13 protein-coding genes are annotated in these 16,092 nt (G+C 68.3%); 3 read left to right on the top strand and 10 right to left on the bottom strand.

From position 1 onward, the window contains the following. Positions 1 to 15: 15 nt before the first annotated feature. The 3 genes from SYV04_RS15710 to SYV04_RS15705 are packed head-to-tail and all read right to left on the bottom strand — an operon-like array spanning position 16 to position 1,603. Positions 16 to 873: an SDR family oxidoreductase gene (locus tag SYV04_RS15710; RefSeq protein ID WP_321546590.1), complete on the bottom strand. Its 858-nt coding sequence runs from the start codon at positions 871 to 873 to the stop codon at positions 16 to 18. After that, positions 855 to 992 carry a hypothetical protein gene (locus SYV04_RS43745; protein ID WP_422723943.1) on the bottom strand — a complete coding sequence of 46 codons (138 nt, stop codon included), beginning with the start codon at positions 990 to 992 and terminating at the stop codon, positions 855 to 857. The genes SYV04_RS15710 and SYV04_RS43745 overlap by 19 nt, the downstream gene beginning before the upstream one ends. Further along, positions 989 to 1,603 (bottom strand): glutathione S-transferase family protein, encoded by a 615-nt coding sequence (locus SYV04_RS15705; protein ID WP_321546589.1) that lies wholly within the window; start codon positions 1,601 to 1,603, stop codon positions 989 to 991. The genes SYV04_RS43745 and SYV04_RS15705 overlap by 4 nt, the downstream gene beginning before the upstream one ends. Between SYV04_RS15705 and SYV04_RS15700 the strand changes: the two genes are divergently transcribed. Beyond that, positions 1,602 to 2,606: a LysR family transcriptional regulator gene (locus tag SYV04_RS15700; protein WP_321546588.1), complete on the top strand. Its 1,005-nt coding sequence runs from the start codon at positions 1,602 to 1,604 to the stop codon at positions 2,604 to 2,606. The two genes, SYV04_RS15705 and SYV04_RS15700, sit on opposite strands and share 2 nt — an antisense overlap. Before the next feature lie 99 nt (positions 2,607 to 2,705). Here SYV04_RS15700 and SYV04_RS15695 read toward each other — a convergent pair whose 3' ends face one another. From SYV04_RS15695 to SYV04_RS15680, 4 genes are all read right to left on the bottom strand, one after another. Further along, positions 2,706 to 6,707: a DUF4215 domain-containing protein gene (locus SYV04_RS15695; RefSeq protein WP_321546587.1), complete on the bottom strand. Its 4,002-nt coding sequence runs from the start codon at positions 6,705 to 6,707 to the stop codon at positions 2,706 to 2,708. 11 nt (positions 6,708 to 6,718) lie between these two features. Beyond that, complete coding sequence (locus tag SYV04_RS15690) at positions 6,719 to 8,590, bottom strand: OmpA family protein (RefSeq protein WP_321546586.1); 1,872 nt, start codon at positions 8,588 to 8,590, stop codon at positions 6,719 to 6,721. A gap of 279 nt (positions 8,591 to 8,869) precedes the next feature. Beyond that, on the bottom strand, positions 8,870 to 9,343 hold the full coding sequence (locus SYV04_RS15685; protein ID WP_321546585.1) for an SMI1/KNR4 family protein: 474 nt from the start codon (positions 9,341 to 9,343) through the stop codon (positions 8,870 to 8,872). A 5-nt stretch (positions 9,344 to 9,348) separates the two neighbouring features. Continuing rightward, positions 9,349 to 9,786 carry a hypothetical protein gene (locus tag SYV04_RS15680; protein WP_321546584.1) on the bottom strand — a complete coding sequence of 146 codons (438 nt, stop codon included), beginning with the start codon at positions 9,784 to 9,786 and terminating at the stop codon, positions 9,349 to 9,351. A 245-nt stretch (positions 9,787 to 10,031) separates the two neighbouring features. Here SYV04_RS15680 and SYV04_RS15675 point away from each other — a divergent pair, with 245 nt between their 5' ends. After that, positions 10,032 to 10,394 carry a TIR domain-containing protein gene (locus tag SYV04_RS15675; protein WP_321547050.1) on the top strand — a complete coding sequence of 121 codons (363 nt, stop codon included), beginning with the start codon at positions 10,032 to 10,034 and terminating at the stop codon, positions 10,392 to 10,394. 260 nt (positions 10,395 to 10,654) lie between these two features. On the opposite strand, the gene SYV04_RS15670 is transcribed toward SYV04_RS15675, so the two are convergent. Together SYV04_RS15670 and SYV04_RS15665 are read right to left on the bottom strand one after the other, a co-directional pair. Further along, positions 10,655 to 12,163, bottom strand: coding sequence for a serine/threonine protein kinase (locus tag SYV04_RS15670; protein ID WP_321546583.1), 1,509 nt, complete (start codon positions 12,161 to 12,163; stop codon positions 10,655 to 10,657). A 115-nt stretch (positions 12,164 to 12,278) separates the two neighbouring features. Next, the gene (locus SYV04_RS15665; protein WP_321546582.1) at positions 12,279 to 12,818 is read right to left on the bottom strand and encodes an AAA family ATPase; all 540 of its coding nucleotides are present in this window, start codon (positions 12,816 to 12,818) and stop codon (positions 12,279 to 12,281) included. Positions 12,819 to 12,921: 103 nt separating this feature from the next. On the opposite strand from SYV04_RS15665, the gene SYV04_RS15660 reads away from it, so the two are divergent. Continuing rightward, entirely contained in the window at positions 12,922 to 14,778 is a 1,857-nt protein-coding gene (locus tag SYV04_RS15660; RefSeq protein ID WP_321546581.1) for a WD40/YVTN/BNR-like repeat-containing protein, read from the top strand. 49 nt (positions 14,779 to 14,827) lie between these two features. Here the strand turns inward: SYV04_RS15660 and SYV04_RS15655 are convergent, their stop codons facing one another. After that, complete coding sequence (locus tag SYV04_RS15655; RefSeq protein WP_321546580.1) at positions 14,828 to 16,051, bottom strand: S41 family peptidase; 1,224 nt, start codon at positions 16,049 to 16,051, stop codon at positions 14,828 to 14,830. Positions 16,052 to 16,092 lie beyond the last annotated feature (41 nt).

Genomic DNA, 16,092 nt, shown 5'->3' with positions numbered 1-16,092 from the left:
AGTGACGAGTGGCGCTTAGCCGAGCACGCGCTTCACCATCGCCTCGGAGCGCTCGTACAGCTCGCGCGCGAGCGCGGCGTCCTGTGCCAGGCGGCTCGGTGTCCGCTCCCGGGAGTTGTCGTAGTAGCGGCCGCACACGCTCTCCAGCTCCGGGGCGGTGGCGCAGTACAGCGAGGTGCGCGCGCCCTCCTCGTTGGAGAGCATGAAGAGCTTCATCACCGGGCGGATGGGCCAGGGCGCCTCCCGCCAGATGTCGGACGCCACGACGCCGGGGTGCAGGGAGTAGGTCGTCACCCCGGTGCCGGCCAGCCGCCGCGCCAGCTCGGCCGCGTGCAGCACGTTCATCAGCTTGCTCACCCCGTACATTCGCAGCCGCTCCTGCACGCTCCGCGTGGGCCGCTCGAGCATGGCCCAGTCGATGCCGGGCACCCGCTGGTGCGCGCGGCTCGCCACGTTGACGATGCGCGCCCGCTTCGCCTCCTGCAGCCGGGGGAGCAGCAGCGAGGTGAGGAGGAAGGGCCCGAGGTGGTTCGTCCCGAACGTCACCTCGAAGCCGTCCTGCGTCACCCCGGGCGTCGCGGCGATGCCCGCGTTGTTGATGAGCACGTCGAGGGGCCGGCCAGTGGCGAGGAAGCGCTCGGCGGACTCCTTCACTGCGCGCAGCGAGGCGAGGTCCAGCGCGAGGAACTCCAGGTCGGCGCCCGGGTGCTTGCGGCGGATGTCCTCGAGAACGGGCAGGGTGCGCTCGGCCGAGCGCGAGGCCATGACCACCGCGGCTCCGCGTGAAACGAGCGCCTCCGCCGTGGACCGCCCGATGCCTGAGTTGGCCCCGGTGACGAGGAACGTCTTGCCCTTCAGGTCCTGCTCCGCCATGGATTCAACCCTTTTTTGCGCTGAGCGAGGAGGTTGAGCGTCACGTCCACGATCAGGTCTTCCTGGCCGCCTACCATAAGGCGTCGTCCGACCTCGACGAGGATCTCGATCGGCCTCACCCCGAGACGGCTTTCCTCACCGCAGGACGTTGACTGTGGCGCTTGACGTACTCCACCAACCGCGGATGGTCGTCGAGCAGCTTCAGCGTGTTTGCCAGGTGGAGGATGGACGCCATCACCACATCGGCGGCGGTGAACGCCCCTCCCACGAGGAATTCACGGCCGCCGAGGCCCCCTTGGATGACGTCGAGCACGGCCGTGAGGCGGGTCCTGTGCTTCGCGAGCGCTTCCTCCGAGTGCGCGCGGGCCTTCTGCTCTTCGGGCAACTGCGCGTGCCTGTAGAACGCCATCACCACGGGGTCGAGGCTCACCTCGGCGAAGACCATCCATTGGTAATAAGGGCCGCACTCCGCGGAGCCCACCGGTGGCGCCAGGTGCTTCTCCGGGAACCGGTCGGCCAGATGGAGGCAGATGGCCAGGGACTCGAGCAGCGTGACGTCCCCATCCACCAGGGCGGGGACTTCGCCCAGCGGATGCACCGCCAGGTATGCGGGGGTGGCGTTCTCCTGTCGAGCGAGGTCGAGCTTGACCAGCTCGTACGGTACTCCGAGCTCCTCCAGCAGCCATCGGGCACGGGTCGCTCGGGTTCTGGGGGCAAAATAGAGCTTCATGGGTGCGCTCCTGGGGGTGGCGGGAAGCGGCAACATGCGGCGACCGGGGCGCACAGACAATGCAGCCACAGGCGAACTCATTGTCAGGCTAGGCTTGACGGTCATGATCTCACCCGCCGACATGATGCTCTTCGCCGCGGTCGTTCGAGAGGAGAGCTTCACCCGGGCGGCGCGCCAGCTCGGCATCACCAAGCAGACCATCAGCGAGCGTATCCGCAAGCTGGAGGAGCGGCTTGGGGTGCGGCTTCTGGAGCGAACGACGCGGCGCCTGCGGGTCACTGGGGCCGGAGCGACGTACTACGAGCGTTGCGCCGCCATCGCCGCACAGATCGACGAGGCGAACAGTGAGGTGCAACAGCGGCAGGCGGAGCCAGTCGGCCTGTTGCGGGTCTCCTCGCCGATGCTCTACGGGCGGCGCTACCTGACCCCCGTGATTTCGGAGTACCTCGCCCGCCATCCCCAGGCGCGGGTGGAGCTGGTGCTGGCGGACCGCCGGGTCCACCTCATCGAAGAGGGGCTGGATGTCGCGATTCACATCGGCCCGCTCGACGACTCGTCACTCGTGGCGCGAAAGCTCGGCGAGGGTCCGGTCCATTTCGTAGCGAGCCCTCGCTTCCTGTCGAAGTACGGCACGCCGAGCGCCAGGGAGCTCCGCTCCGCACGCTGCATTGGCTTCAGTGCGTTCGAGACGTGGGAGGCCGAGGGAGTGAAGACTCGAATCGATCCGGTCCTGACCGTGAATGACCTCGAACTCGCGTGCGAGGCGGCGATCGCCGGGGTCGGCATCGCGCGCGTCCCGGCCATCCTCTGCCGGGATGCAGTCCGTGACGGCCGGCTGAAGGTCCTCTTCGGCCCCAGGCCCGCGATGCTGCGGGCCATCCACGTCGTCTACCCAAGTCGGCTGAAGCTTCCGGCAAAGGTCCGCCTCTTCGTGGATGCCATGGCAACGCTGGCCGAGCCGAAATTGCCGCTGCACGGCGGCTCGCGGCGAAAGCGCGCGTAGCCAGCCTCCACGGCCCCGCGTCCCTCTCTTCAGGAACGCGGGGCCGTGCTGCATGCCTTACGTGGACCCCCGGGGGTCTTTCAGGGACTGCTCACAGCCTCAGCGGCGGCTCCTGCGGCGCAGCCCCAGCAGGCCCAGCAGCGCCAACCACGACGAGGCGGGCGCCGCGCTGCATCCACCACCGGCGAAGGTGCGGGTGTCTTCCACCGTCCACGTGTACACGGCGGGCGTGGCATCCACGTTGCCCGCGGCGTCCACGGCGCGCACGCTCAGCGTGTGCTCCCCGGGCTTGACGTCGTAGGCGTCCTCACAAGGAGCGTAGTCCCTGCTATCCAGGCTGCACTCGTAGCGCACGCCATTCTCGTTCGACGCGTAACCGAACGCCGCGGCGTTGTCCTCGGTGCTCGAGGGAGGGCCGTGGCGGATGGTGGTATCGGGCGCCTGGGTGTCAGTGGTGAAGGTGACGGAGTTGGACACCGGGCTGGTGGTCCCCGCGGCGTTGGAGGCCGTGGCCGTCACGGTGTGTGGGCCATCGGCGAGCGGCGTGGACGGCGTGCAGCTCCACTCGCCGCTGTCATTGGCGGTGGCGGTGCACAGCACCGTCGAGCCCTCGCGCACCGTCACCACGCTGCTCGGGTCCGCCGCACCGCTCAGCGCGGGCGTCGAGATGGCGAGCACGGAGTCCGGCTTCGGACCCGTGATGACGGGCGCGGCCGGCGGCGTCAGGTCGAGGGTGAAGTTGATGGCGGGTGCGGTCTCCGTGGCACCCACGAGGGTGGAGGTGACCACGGCCGAGTGCGGCCCTGCGTCGACGCCGGAGAGGGTGCACGTCCAATGGCCGGAGGCATCGGCGGTGGCGGTGCAGGCCGGCGTGGTGCCGCCGTCGATGTACACATGCACGGTGGCGCCCGGCGAGGCGGTGCCCCCGATGTTCGGACCCGAGAGGCCACCCGAGGAAGGGCTCGTGATGGCGGGAATCCACTGGCAAATGGACAGCGCGTCCACGCGGTAGGTGACGGCGGTGTCGCTGTTGTCGCCGAGGTCGCAGTCCGTGTCGATGAGGGCCAGGCGCACCTCTCCCGTGCCCGCGTCAAAGTCGCGCAGCAGCGGGAAGCCGAGTGTCATGGCCTCATCACGCGTGGCGGAGGGCGGGACGGTCGGGGAGTCGATGCCGAGCGAGAAGCGCTGCACACCGGCGCCCGCGTCGACGTTGACGCCGAGGATGCCGGGGTACCAGTTGACGCCGCCCGAGTAGCTGACGGCTCCCGAGACGTAGTGCATGCGGTAGCGGCCCGGCACGCTCAGCACGGGCTGGGACGTGCTGGAGGCCAGCGACGGAGCGGTGAGGCTCGACACCTGCGTGCAGTCGGTGCGGCCGCGGCGGGTGAAGAAGGCCTGCACGCCCGTGTTCTGGCAGCTGGAGCCGCTCTCCACGGCGCAGGCGGAGTTGCAGCTGTCACCGGAGACGGTATTGCCGTCGTCGCAGGCCTCGGACGCGGCCTTGACGCCATCGCCGCACCGCACCGCGCACACCGACGGGTTGCCGGTGCAGCTGTAACCGGCCTCGATGGTGCAGTGGGTGGCGCAGCCATCACCGGCCGTGACGTTGGAATCGTCGCACTGCTCGCCCTCGCCGAGATTGCCGTCGCCGCAGTTCAGGTGGCAGATGGACGGCGCGTTGCCGTAGCAGCTGGACCCGGGCTCGAGGGCGCAGGTGGAGCTGCAGCCGTCGGCGGAGGCGGTGTTGCCGTCGTCGCAGCTCTCCGAGCCCTCGACGAGGCCGTTGCCGCAGACGTTGGCGAGCGCACAGGTGTTGTTGGCGGGGTTGCAGATGCCGTCGCAGACGCCGGAAGCCGTGCAGGCCTGGCCCACGTCCCACAGGCAGCGCGGGGAGCACGTGTCGCCCCCGGACAGGTTGCCGTCGTCGCACACCTCGGTGCCCGCCACGATGCCGTCACCGCACGTGGTGAGGCAGGCGCTGGGGGCGCCGCTGCAGAGGTAGCCGCTTTCGACCTGGCAGGTGCCGCCGCAGCCATCGCCGGCGGTGGTGTTGCCGTCGTCGCACCGCTCGCCGGACTCCACCGTGCCGTTGCCGCACGTCTGGAAGCACACCGTCCCGGGTGCCGGGCACCTCCAGCCGGTCTCGATGTGGCACGACGCATCGCAGCCGTCACCGGCGGTGGTGTTGCCGGTGTCGCACTGCTCGCCGCCCGCCAGGATGCCGTCGCCACACACGGTGCCGCAGGTGCTCGGCTGCCCGCTGCAGGAGTAGCCGGTCTCGACGCGGCAGCCCGGCGTGCAGCCATCACCGGCCGTCGTGTTGTTGTCATCGCACTGCTCGTTCGGATCCAGCGTGCCGTTGCCGCAGGTGGCGGCGCACACGGAAGACCCGCTCGAGGGCGTGCTGCAGGCGTAACCCGGCTCGACGCGGCACTCGGTGCCGCAGCCATCGAGGGGCGCCAGGTTGTTGTCATCGCACTGCTCACCGGGGTCCACCGTGCCGTTGCCGCAGGTCTGCACGCAGGGCTGGCCGACGGTGGGGCACGCGTAGCCCAGCTCCAGGGTGCAGGCATTGGAGCACCCATCCCCCAGGGTGGTGTTGCCATCGTCGCACAGCTCCCCGCTGTCCATCCGGCCGTTGCCGCACAGGGGGGCGCAGGCGGACGGAGCGTCCGCGCACTCGTAGCCGCGCTCGATGCGGCACGCCGCGGAGCAGCCGTCGGAGTTGTACCCGTTGCCGTCATCGCACTGCTCGCCGGGGTCGATGGCGCCGTTGCCGCAGGTCGTCACGCAGGGCTGTCCGGCGATGGGGCACGCGTGGCCGGCCTCCACCCGGCAGCTCCTGTTGCAGCCGTCACCCGAGGTGGTGTTGCCGTCGTCGCACTGCTCGCCCGCGTTCTGCACGCCGTTGCCGCAGGTGGCGGCGCACTGGCTGGGCTGGCCGGTGCAGGCGTAGCCGGGCTCCATGCCGCAGCTCGCGTTGCAGCCGTCGCCCGGGGTGGTGTTGCCGTCGTCGCACTCCTCGCGCAGCGAAATCACCCCGTCGCCGCACTTGTCGTCGTACGCGTCCACGAAGAGATAGCGGTAGGCGTTGGGCTCCTCGCCGGGATCGTTTTCATTGCACAGCTCGATGCGGTTGAGGCCGGCGCGCCAGGCCGCCGAAGTGCCGAACTCTCGGAAGATGTTCTTCTGCCAGGGCTGGCCGGGTGGGTTGTTGACGATGACGGGCGTGATGTTCACGCCGTTCACCTTGGCGCTGGAGAAGTCGTTGTCGTTGAAGGTGGCCAGCTGCAGACGGAACTGCGGGACGTGGGTCGTCGAAGGCACCATGAAGTCCTGGTACACGCAGGTGAACGAGTCCTGCGGCGCCATGAAGCGCGCCGTCTGGACCTCCTGCGGCCAGTCCGAGGCGTTGCGCGGGCCGGGGTCCGCGCCCGTGGTGGTGCCCACGTAGAACCAGTGGGGATCCTTCCCCGTCTCCAGACGGCGGTTGTTCGCGTCGACGCCGGTGTTGAACAGCGCCACGCCCGCGGGCACGCAGCGGCTCGGGTTGCCCGCGCAGGCGAAGCCGGGCTCCACCTCGCACAGCCGGCTGCACCCGTCACCCTCGAAGCGGTTGCCGTCGTCGCAGATCTCCTGTGCGAAGGACGGGTACTGGCGGTTGTTGAATACGCCGTTGCCGCACAGCGACAGGTCGCACGTGGCCGAGCAGCCGTTGCCGTTGTCCGTCACGTTGCCGTCGTCGCAGGCCTCGCCCGAGTCCGTCGTGTTGTTGCCGCACAGGCTCGCCAGGGAGCAGGCCCGGCCGGGGACGTGACACAGGTAGCCGGACTCGATGACGCCGGTGCTGGAACAGCCGTCGCCGTTCGTGGTGTTGCCATCGTCACATTGCTCGCCGGGCTGGAGCTTTCCGTCTCCGGCGAGGGGCCGCGACTGGCTCGCCAGCGTGGGCCCGGGGGGAGGAGGCTGCGAGACATCCGTCCCGCAGCCGGTGAGGGTGGAGAGGAGGGCGAGCGCGAGCGCCGCCGCGGAGATACCCGCGCGCGAGCGCTTCACGGCCGCCGACTCCTGGCAGAGAGCTTCAATGTCATACGTATCCATGAAATGTCGCCTCACTTCTCGAGGGTATCGGAGGTGGGCGCGCCCTGCTGCGTCTTCACGCCCTCGACGTCTCCAACGATCTTGAACTCCACGCGGCGGTTCTTCGCGCGGCCTTCCTGGGTGTCGTTGCTGGCGATGGGCTGGGCCGGACCGAAGCCCTTGGGGTCCAGGCGCTCGCGCACCACGCTCTTGCCCACGAGGTACTTCGCCACCGCCTCGGCACGGCGCTGCGACAACTCCAGGTTGTACGCGGCATCGCCCTTGTTGTCGGTGTGGCCCTCGATGCGCAGCTTCTGGATCTCCGGGTGCGACTGGAGGATGGCCGCCACCGTGTCGAGCAGCTTGTAGCTGCGCTTGCTGATGACGTCCTCGTTCTGCTCGAAGAAGACGGACTCGAGCATGCGGATCTGCCCCTCGTCGATCTGCGCCAACTGCTTCTCCTTGCAGCCCTTGTTCTTCTCGGGGCCCTTCTCGTCGGGGCAGTTGTCGAGCCGGTCGACGAGGCCGTCCCCATCGCGATCCTTGTCGGGGCAGCCGCGGTTCTCCTTCGGGCCCGCCTCGTTCATGCAGGCGTCGCGTGCGTCGGCGAGGCCGTCCTGGTCGTTGTCCGGATCCGGGCAGCCGTTGGCGTCCTCGAAGCCGTCCAGGTCCTCCGCGTCGCGCGGGCACGCGTCCTTCGAGTCGGCGAGGCCATCCCCATCCGTATCCGGATCATCTGGGCAGCCGTCGTCGTCCTGATAGCCGTTGGTGTTCTCCGCCTGCGCGGGGCAGCGGTCAGCCAGGCTGAGGATGCCGTCCTTGTCGTCATCGGTGTCGGCGCAGCCGTTGAGCTGGGCGAGTCCCTTGTCGGACGGGCAGCGGTCGGCCACGTTCTTCACGCCGTCGCCATCCGCGTCGAGCTCCGGGCACTGGGCCAGGGCGTAGGGCTGGCCCTCCACGCACCGGCTCACGGGAGCGGCCTCGGGGGTGAACGAGACGCCCGCGAGCACGCGGAACCGCGGAGTGCCGGGAGTCTCTCCGAAGCCGGGGCCGCCCATGGCGTACACCTCGGCTCCAGCGCCCAGGGGGGCACGCAGGCCGAGCAGCACTTCCAGGGAGGAGGGCGAGCGCGCCACGGGCAGCGCGCCGCGCACCACCAGCTCCTCCTTGAGGCCGAACAGGGCGGCGGAGAGGTTGAGGCCGCCATGCACCTCCACGCCCAGCTCGTCCTGGGGGCTCCGCGTGTTGCCGGAGAGCGCGTACGTCTTGGTGCGGACGAGCGCGCCCACATCAGCGCCCACGCGCCAGGTGTCTCCGAGCTGCTTGCCGAGGCCCAGGCGAGGGGAGAAGACGAAGCCCTGATCCCGGGTGAGGGCCGCCGAGCTGCCCAGGGGCAGCGCCGCGCCGAGGTGCACGCCCAGGTCGAGCGGTCCACCCCCCCGTTCGGAGAGGAGGCCGGCGCGTCCCTGCAGCCAGGGGGTGCCGAGTGCCAGGGTACGGGGCGCGGACAGGCCCAGCGCCGAGATGTCCGGGCCCCATTGGGCCACCACGGGCACCTGCGCGCCCAGCTCGAGCCAGTCGGTGACGGCGTAGGCGCCGCTCAGGTGCGCCGTTACGCGGTCGGAGATGATGGTGGCGCTCTGCTCGCCGTGCTCGAGGAGCACGAGCGGCTCGCGCTCATAATGCGCGGTGAGGCCGAGGCGGTACTGGCCCCGCTGCAGCAGGTCGCCCGTCGACAACACGAGACTGTCACGGGCGCCGGGATTGAGTTGCAGCCGCTCCAGCTCGAACGCTGGCAGGCCCGCAGGCTGCGCGAGCGCGGCCGAGGTGAGCAGCAGGGTGGCAACAGTGGACAGGCGCGTGTATCCCACCAGGGATTCTGGCAGGCGCTGGGTGTCACTCATGAGTTCTCCGCATCAGGTGTCATGCACGGAGATGGCGGTGCCGCCCGGGTTCGAGCGGTCGACAAGCACCCCGTGACGCATCACTGGGCTCCGCTGGAGACAGCCAGCGAGCGCCCCGCTCTTTACTGGAAGTGTCAGGAAGTGGATATAGGACTTTGTGCTTACACAGCGCGGGCTCAGCTCTGGGCCAGCCGGTCCACGAACCGCACCCGCTCCGCCATCGAGTCCACTCCCAGCTTCTGGATGATGCGGGCGCGGTGCACCTTGAGGGTCTTCTCTTTACCGTTCCAGCCAGTAGGCGGGACGGCGGGAACGCAAAGCCGCTTCCAAGAACTCTGAGAACGCGTCTTCGACCTTCTCGCAGTAGTACGGATCCGGCCATGCCTCGTGCCACGCGTCGAAGAGGGGATAGCGACCGTTCACCGGCTGGCTCACGTCGATCACGATGTAGTTGCCGTCTTGAACGTCGCACACGGCGTACACAGAAGCCGGGCCCAGCTTGTCCTCATCCTCTCCGTAGATGGCAACGCGCGCTCGTACGATCTTGGATAAGGGAAGGATCCGATAAGGCGAAACCGGACGGGGCTTGAGCAACTCTGCTCCATCGCAGTGCAGATAGAAGGCCCGCAGGTCTGGATCCAGCTTCCAGCCTACGCGCTGCTCGAATGCCTCGATCTCCGCAGGCGTGGCGGGTGGATGCGGGAAGTGATCGCGTGAAATCTCTTCAAGCAAGCTGTCAATGGGCGTCGGCATCGTCACTAATCCACGTAGGGAAGATCAGGTCCGACCGTATTCCAGGGCGGCAGCCCGTCGTAGCACCTCGGATACTCCTTGTTCAGTAGGTCGTGAATGGTGGGGGGCGTCGGCAGGATGTTGTCGGGATCAACTGGATCGCCGCCATGCTTGAGATCGCGGAGATGATGGCCGGGCCAAGACGCGTCTTCTCCCGCTGGCCAGTCTCCAAATTTCTCGCCCCAGTCCTTCCGAAAGGAGTCGCGGAACTTCTCCCACCGAGTGCGGGCTGCTTTCGTCGCCTCCTTCGAGAGTACGGGATAGGCACAGCAACAGTGAGTGATCGCGTAGCGTCCGCCCGCGTTGTGGAGCGTCCCCTCCCAATCCAGCTTGAGATCAGCAATCCACATGCAGCCTTTGAGGGCGTAGCCCTCGGCTGCACACTGCCTGTGGCAGTAGGTCATCCACCGCTGACTGCACTGCCACGGGCCATAGTAAAAAGTGGGCTTGAAACTCCCAGCAACGACGCTGATCCGTGGCCCTTCCAGTTTGGAGCGCGCTGCCTGTGCCCCCGGTGATGGGATGGCCCCGGTCGTTCCGCACCCGCTTACGAACAGGAGCAACGCCCCGACAACTGTCCAGCGTGGCCGCATGATCATCCTTCCGCTCTGGCGCGCGCTTAACGAATGCTGGAAGTCAGAACTACCAAATCCAAGAGCGGCTTGGGCTCAAGGCGGACGAGTTCAATATGGCGCCTGCCGCTGGCTTGACGACAAAGGAGCGGCTGGAAGAGATGCTCGACTCAGCCGTCTTCGCATTCCTCATCATGACGCCGGAGGATGAACAGGCTGATCAAACGCGGCGAGCCCGTGAGAACGTCGTCCACGAAGCAGGGCTCTTCCAAGGGCGCCTCGGATTCAGGCGTGCGATCATCATGCTGGAGGATGGTTGTTCCAGTTTCTCGAACATCGCCGGGCTTACCTACATCCCCTTTCCGAAGGGGAACATCAAGGCCGCAAGCGAAGAGGTCCGCCAAGTCCTGGAGCGAGAGCGCATTCTCTCAGTGAGGTAGCCTGAAGAAACTTCACGGCACAGAGCGGCATCAATTCTTTCAAGAATTCTGATTATTAATCATCCGTAAGCCCTTGAAACCACAGAGGGCATCAATTCTCCGCTACGAATAGAGGTTTCGCACCGCCCGGCGTGGGTTCAATTCCCGCCGCCTCCACAGGGCAGCGGGAACTGTAGCAAGGCCCCGGCAGCCATCAGGCGAGCCGGGGTTTTCTTTTCCCCTGAATCCGCCAGAGGCAGCCAAGCGGATGAGACCGGGGCTCAGCGGGAGTCCGGCGGACTCGACGTGGGCGGAGGCTTGCTGGGCGGAGTGAGGGCAGGGGAGTAGCACTGACCTTGGCTGTACACGTAGCCGTTCTCCATGCACTCCTCGGCGGCCATCGGGAGGGTCTCCACCCAGCAACCACCGTTGATGGCCACCTGCTTGCGACCGGGACAGCGGCCCTTCTCGTCGGGTCGGGTCTGCCCAGGAAGAGGCTTGGGAGGCATGTCCCGGGCCATGGCCTCCGTCTTGGAAGGGACATGGATGGAGGCCAGGGGAGCGGTTGGCGCGGAGTCCCCCACGGCGGCAGTGCCCGCATCGGGCACCTCGGAAGCAGAGGACTGCTGCCCGCGCGCAGCCAGCCGCTCGAGCCGTGCATGCACTGCCTGCAAGGCCCCCACGAGGATCCCGAGCATCCCCAGGGCCAGCCAGGGTCTCCACGCCAGGACACGGGTCCGGAAGCCGGCCTCCTTCGGGAGTGGCACCACGCCCGAGGGTGCCTCCTCTGGCGGCGGTGTCGCCCGGGTGGGTACAGGAGCAAGGGCCTGCTCACGGGGTAAGGGCAAAGGCTGCGGTGCTTGCGCGGTGCGCAGAGGGAGATCGGCCTCGGGGCCCGCGTGCTCCGCGGCGGCTTCCAGCGCCTGGGCGAGCTCCGCTGCCGTGCCACGGGCCTCGGGAGACTCCGAGAGGAGGCGGAGGATCCACTCCCGCAGCCGTGGGTGTACTCGGGGATTGCGCTCCAGGAAGGGCCGCGGATCCGGGCACAGCAGGTGCCAGCACTCCGCCGCATCCTGATAGGGCTCAATGTCCGGGAGGTACTCCCCGATGACGAGGCGGAAGGCCGTCACGCCCAGGGAGAACAAGTCATCGGCCGGAGTGGCCGGGTAGTAGGCATCGCGGGCCCGGATGGAGGCCAGCAGGAACAGATTGGCCTCGGGAGAGCGGTAGGCGACCGTGCCCGGAGGCAGGGATTGCCACGTGAGGCGGGGGGCTCCCTGGAAGTGACCCGCGCCGAAGTCGATGAGCACGGCGCTGCCATCCGCGCGTACCAGGACGTTGGCGCCTTTGACATCGCGGTGGACGGCGTTGGCGGCGTGGGTGGCGGCGAGCGCGCGAGCCACCTGGGCCAGCAGTCGGAGCACCAGCCTGCAGGAGGCGGCATGGTGCTCGGCCCAGGCGTAGAGCGGAGTGCCCTCCACCCACTCCATGACGAAGAAAGGGTGCTCCGCTCCGGAAGCGTGGCGCCAGTGCCCGTGGCCCCGCAGGAGCGGGACGCTCGGGTGGCGGATGCGAGAGAGCAGGCCCACCTCCCGCGCGAAGCGAGGATCCCACGGGTACACGGCCAGCTTGAGGGCCACGGGGCCTGAGTCCTCCTGGCCCACCCGGACGGCGCGGTAGACGACTCCGTAAGTGCCTTGGCCCTGTCGCTCCACCACGCGCCAGTCGCCCACCTGAGTTCCCGGGAGGAGGTGGAGGGAAGGGGCCTCCGGGACGGACTTGAAGCTCATGAAGGGACCTCCCGGTGGAGGGGTGGCACCTCCCTCCACTCAGAAGGATCCTATGTTGTACGTAGGCAGCCGTCAGCAGACTTTCTTGGTCGTATTCTGGAAGGATGGCGAGCGATTACCGGGATGCGTCAGGAAGGTGCTCGAGAACCTGCTTCGCACGCGCTCTCAGCGCACCTTCGACCTCGAGCACCTCCACGTCCAAGGCGTAAGGATTATCGAGGAGGAGCTCCTTCAGCTTCTCGTCAACCGCCAGGCGCAGCTCCTCGTCCTCCGAGGCGGAGAGCGCGATCCGGTCCGGCCGCTCGATCCCGACCAGCACGATCAGATCGAGCTTCTGGAGGGCTCTGCGTACGCGCGGGAGCCACGCGTCAACGTCGAACGCGTCACAGTCCTCGTGGGCCAACAGGTATCCGATGAAGTCCACCGGACACCGGTCGAACAACACGTCGCGAGCGTCATCCTCCAGGTTGGCGATGGACCGTGCGAGCTGCGCTTCGAAATCCTCGACCGACGGGGGCGTCGCGAACGCGTACCCCTCTTCCTCCAGCTGGTGGTACGGCTCATCCACCGTCACATAGGAGGGGAGGAGGTCGGACAGCTCTTCGATGAGGGTGGACTTTCCCGAGCGGTGAGTGCCAGAGACAGCGATTCGCATGCACGAGCGCTCTAGCAGTTGGATCGATACGGCGTCAGCCTGTGAGTTGACCCCTGAGCCACTGGAGGCCAATGCTCGCGGCTCCCTCCTTGGAGCCCTGCCTATGCGCCCCCTGCTGTTTGTCCTCCTGCTCGTCCCGCTTGCCGGATGCGATCTGCTGGGTTCCTCGACTTCCGGTCCAGCCGATGCGGGACAGGAGCCCGATGCGGGCCCGCCCGGCTGGACGGTGCCCACCACCTTCACGCCGGAGCTCATCACCGCAGCGCAGCCGCAGGTTCCCACGAACCTCGCGCAGGCCCCGGACGGCACGCTGTACTCGGTCATCGAGGGGAGGATTGCCGCCAGCAGTGATCGCGGAGTCACCTGGGAGCTGCGCGGCGCCGCGCCGCCCTTCCAGCTCTTCGTGGCCTCCGACGGGGCCCTCTGGAGCTCTTCCGCTACGGACATCGCCCGCTCGAGCGATGGCGGGCGCACCTTCACGTCCATCGCGCTGCCGGCGGGGGTCCAGCGGGCCACCGCGAGCGTCAGCGCGGTGCTGGCGGCGGACGCGGCGTGGCTGCTGTGGGCCACCGAGCCGCCCCGCCTGTTCCACTCAGCCGACCAGGGGGCGTCGTTCACCGAAGTCATCCTGCCCCGCACCTTCGAGTACGTGTCGGTGACTGGCAGCGGGCAGCGGCTCTACCTGGTAGGAGACGATCGCTTCGTCTACCGCACCCGTGATGGGAGCAGTTGGGAGCCGATGGGGGAGCACGCTGGCGCCCGCGAGCCCTTCGAGAGCGCCGCCGGCACCCTGCTGCTGGAGCGCAACGACGGCACCACCAGCGAGCTGCTCCGCTCCACCGATGAGGGCCTGACCTTCACCCGCGGCCCGATCACCCAGGGCTACCTCTACGCCCAGCAGCCCGGCGGCGCCCTGGTGCGGGTGGGTCGGAATGGGCAGGTGGACGAGAGCACGGACGAGGGCACCACCTGGGCCCCACGCGTGCCGTACACGGGCGCGTTCACCCTCACGGTGGTGGCCTTCCCCGACGAGCTGGTGGCCACCACCGCCCAGGGGGTCGTCCGGCTGGGCGCCACCGCCACGGCCTGGAGCTACGACCGCGTCCCAGGACTCTCCAACCGCCCATCGGTGGATGTGACCGTGGCGGGCAATGGGCGGGTGGCGGTGCTCCAGAGCGACGGCCCGAAGTCTACCGTCTACGTGAGCGACGACGGCGTGCAGTGGTATCGCGGGCTTACCTTCGACGGGGGGATGCGCTGTGTGGCCTTCAGCCCCGACGGCGAGCGGCTCTTCGTGGGTGGCACGGCGGCTCGGTTCTGGATCCTCGACAAGGAGGGCCGGCAGATCCAGATCGAGAGCACGCTGAACCGCCCCACCGAGACCATCCACCAGGCTCAGTGGGTGCCGAACGATCCTCGGCCCGTGCTCGTGGTGTCCACCGCCAACGAGCAGGACACCTCCGGCGTGATGATGCAGGCCACCCCGGGGAACGGCTCCATGGGCTGGACCGAGATCAACCCCATGCGCCTGGAGTCCAACCCCCAGGCCCGCTTCACCCTCGGCTACCACGGCTTCGCCTGGACCAAGCCCACCTACCGGGGCCCCTCCGCGTTCGCCAGCTACCGGCGCTGGTTCGGCACCAACGCCTGGCAGTCCGGCATGCGGGTGCGCTTCAGCTTCGGCCTCGCCGACGAGTGGATAGACGCCGACGGCGCGCCCCGGCCCCTGGGCGCCGCGATCTCCATGTCCGCCGTGGGGGAGTACGGGCAGACGCTGGCGGTGCTCTACCCGAACAGCGAGCTCTACCTGGGCGGTTTCTCGAACACCCTCCAGAAGGTCACCCTCCCCGCGGGGCTCCCCGAGCTCCAGTCCGCCAAGTTCGGCCCCGATGGACGGCTGTGGCTGGCCACCACCTTCGGCCTGTACCGGACCCAGGAGTCGTGGCTGCCGCCGCGCTAGCAGACGGGACGAAACGGGATGGGGCCGTACTCCAAGCGGTGCGGCCGGCTCACCTCCGAGGGGGTGTCCCGTCTCCTGCCGCTCGTGCCGCCTTCGGGATGAAGCGTTCGCGGGGCGTCCCGTCCACCGCCATGAGCCGCTCCGTCGGAAGTTTCAGGATCAGACCGGAGTGGCTGAGGCCGTGATCGTAGATGGCGCCCAGCAGCCCTGCCATCGGATCTCCCACGACGTCCGCTCCGATGGCATTGAAGCCGAGGGCCAGACCCTCGCCCATGCTGCCGGTCCAGCGACCCACGCGAATGAGCAGGGGCCCCGCATGGTGCTTCCCTGTCCTCGGCAGCACCTGCTCGATCCATTGGCGGGGGATTCCGGTCTGCCGCTCCTCGGCAGGGAGGTTGTGCATCTGATAGGCCGTTGGCTTCGATACGAACCAGCCCATGAGCGCCCGTGCGACCACCGTGTTGCCGCCGCTCGGCGTTTCGCTGAGATCGATGATCACCCGCTGATCCGGCCGCGCTTGCGCCATCGCCGCATCGAAGGCCGCGATGGTCCCCTCATTGCCAAGGGAGTCATGGATCGTGATCAGCAGATCGGCCCCCGCGGGCGTGGCGGAGAGGAGAGGGCGCTCGCGGGTAACCGTATAGAGGTTCGGCAAGGTCAGCTGCCGAGGTGGGCTCGCGTCGCGCTGAACCGAGAGGACCCGTGGCCGATCCCGTTTCCCGGCGGCCAGGACGCGCGCGGCAAAGCCCGCTCGCTCCTCGGTGGAGGTCAAGCCGAGGTTCGCCCAGAAGGCCTCGACCGCTCGTGCTGTCGGAACACCCTCGATGGCCGTCAACCGGTCTCCCGGTTTGATCCCCGCGCGCTCGGCGGGTGAGTCCTGCCGCACGGCCTCCACTCTGAAATCGGGTCCGCGCTTCTCGATCCAGAGATCGGAATAGCTTGGGACGACCGCCCAGCTGTCGGCGAAGGAGCTGCCGGTGATGGCGTGATGATCGGCGAGGGTCAGCAGCGCTCGCTCCGCGAAGCGAAGCAGCGAGCGCTTGTCTCGGACCTGCTCCGCTTCGGCACGCAGCTTGGCGGAGAGAGGCATCCGCCCGTCGGGAAGACGGTCCAGATAGGCGTAATGGGCGTTGACCCGCTTCTCGATCGAGCGCGCGTCCTCGCGGAAGCCGCTGCCTTCCGCGGTGGCGGGCTCGGCGGGCTGGGGCTGCGAAAAGGCCGAGCCCGCCGCGGTCAGCGCCAGCGCGAGCACCATCGTCGTCATCCGCTTCATTGCACCATCCTAGTCGTCACCCTTGTCCGTCACGTGCGCGG

The organism is Hyalangium ruber (assembly GCF_034259325.1).
GTDB classification, from domain to species: domain Bacteria; phylum Myxococcota; class Myxococcia; order Myxococcales; family Myxococcaceae; genus Hyalangium_A; species Hyalangium_A rubrum.
The sequence above is the reverse complement of the archived record's forward strand: the minus strand, read 5'-3'. Positions and strand labels throughout refer to the sequence as shown.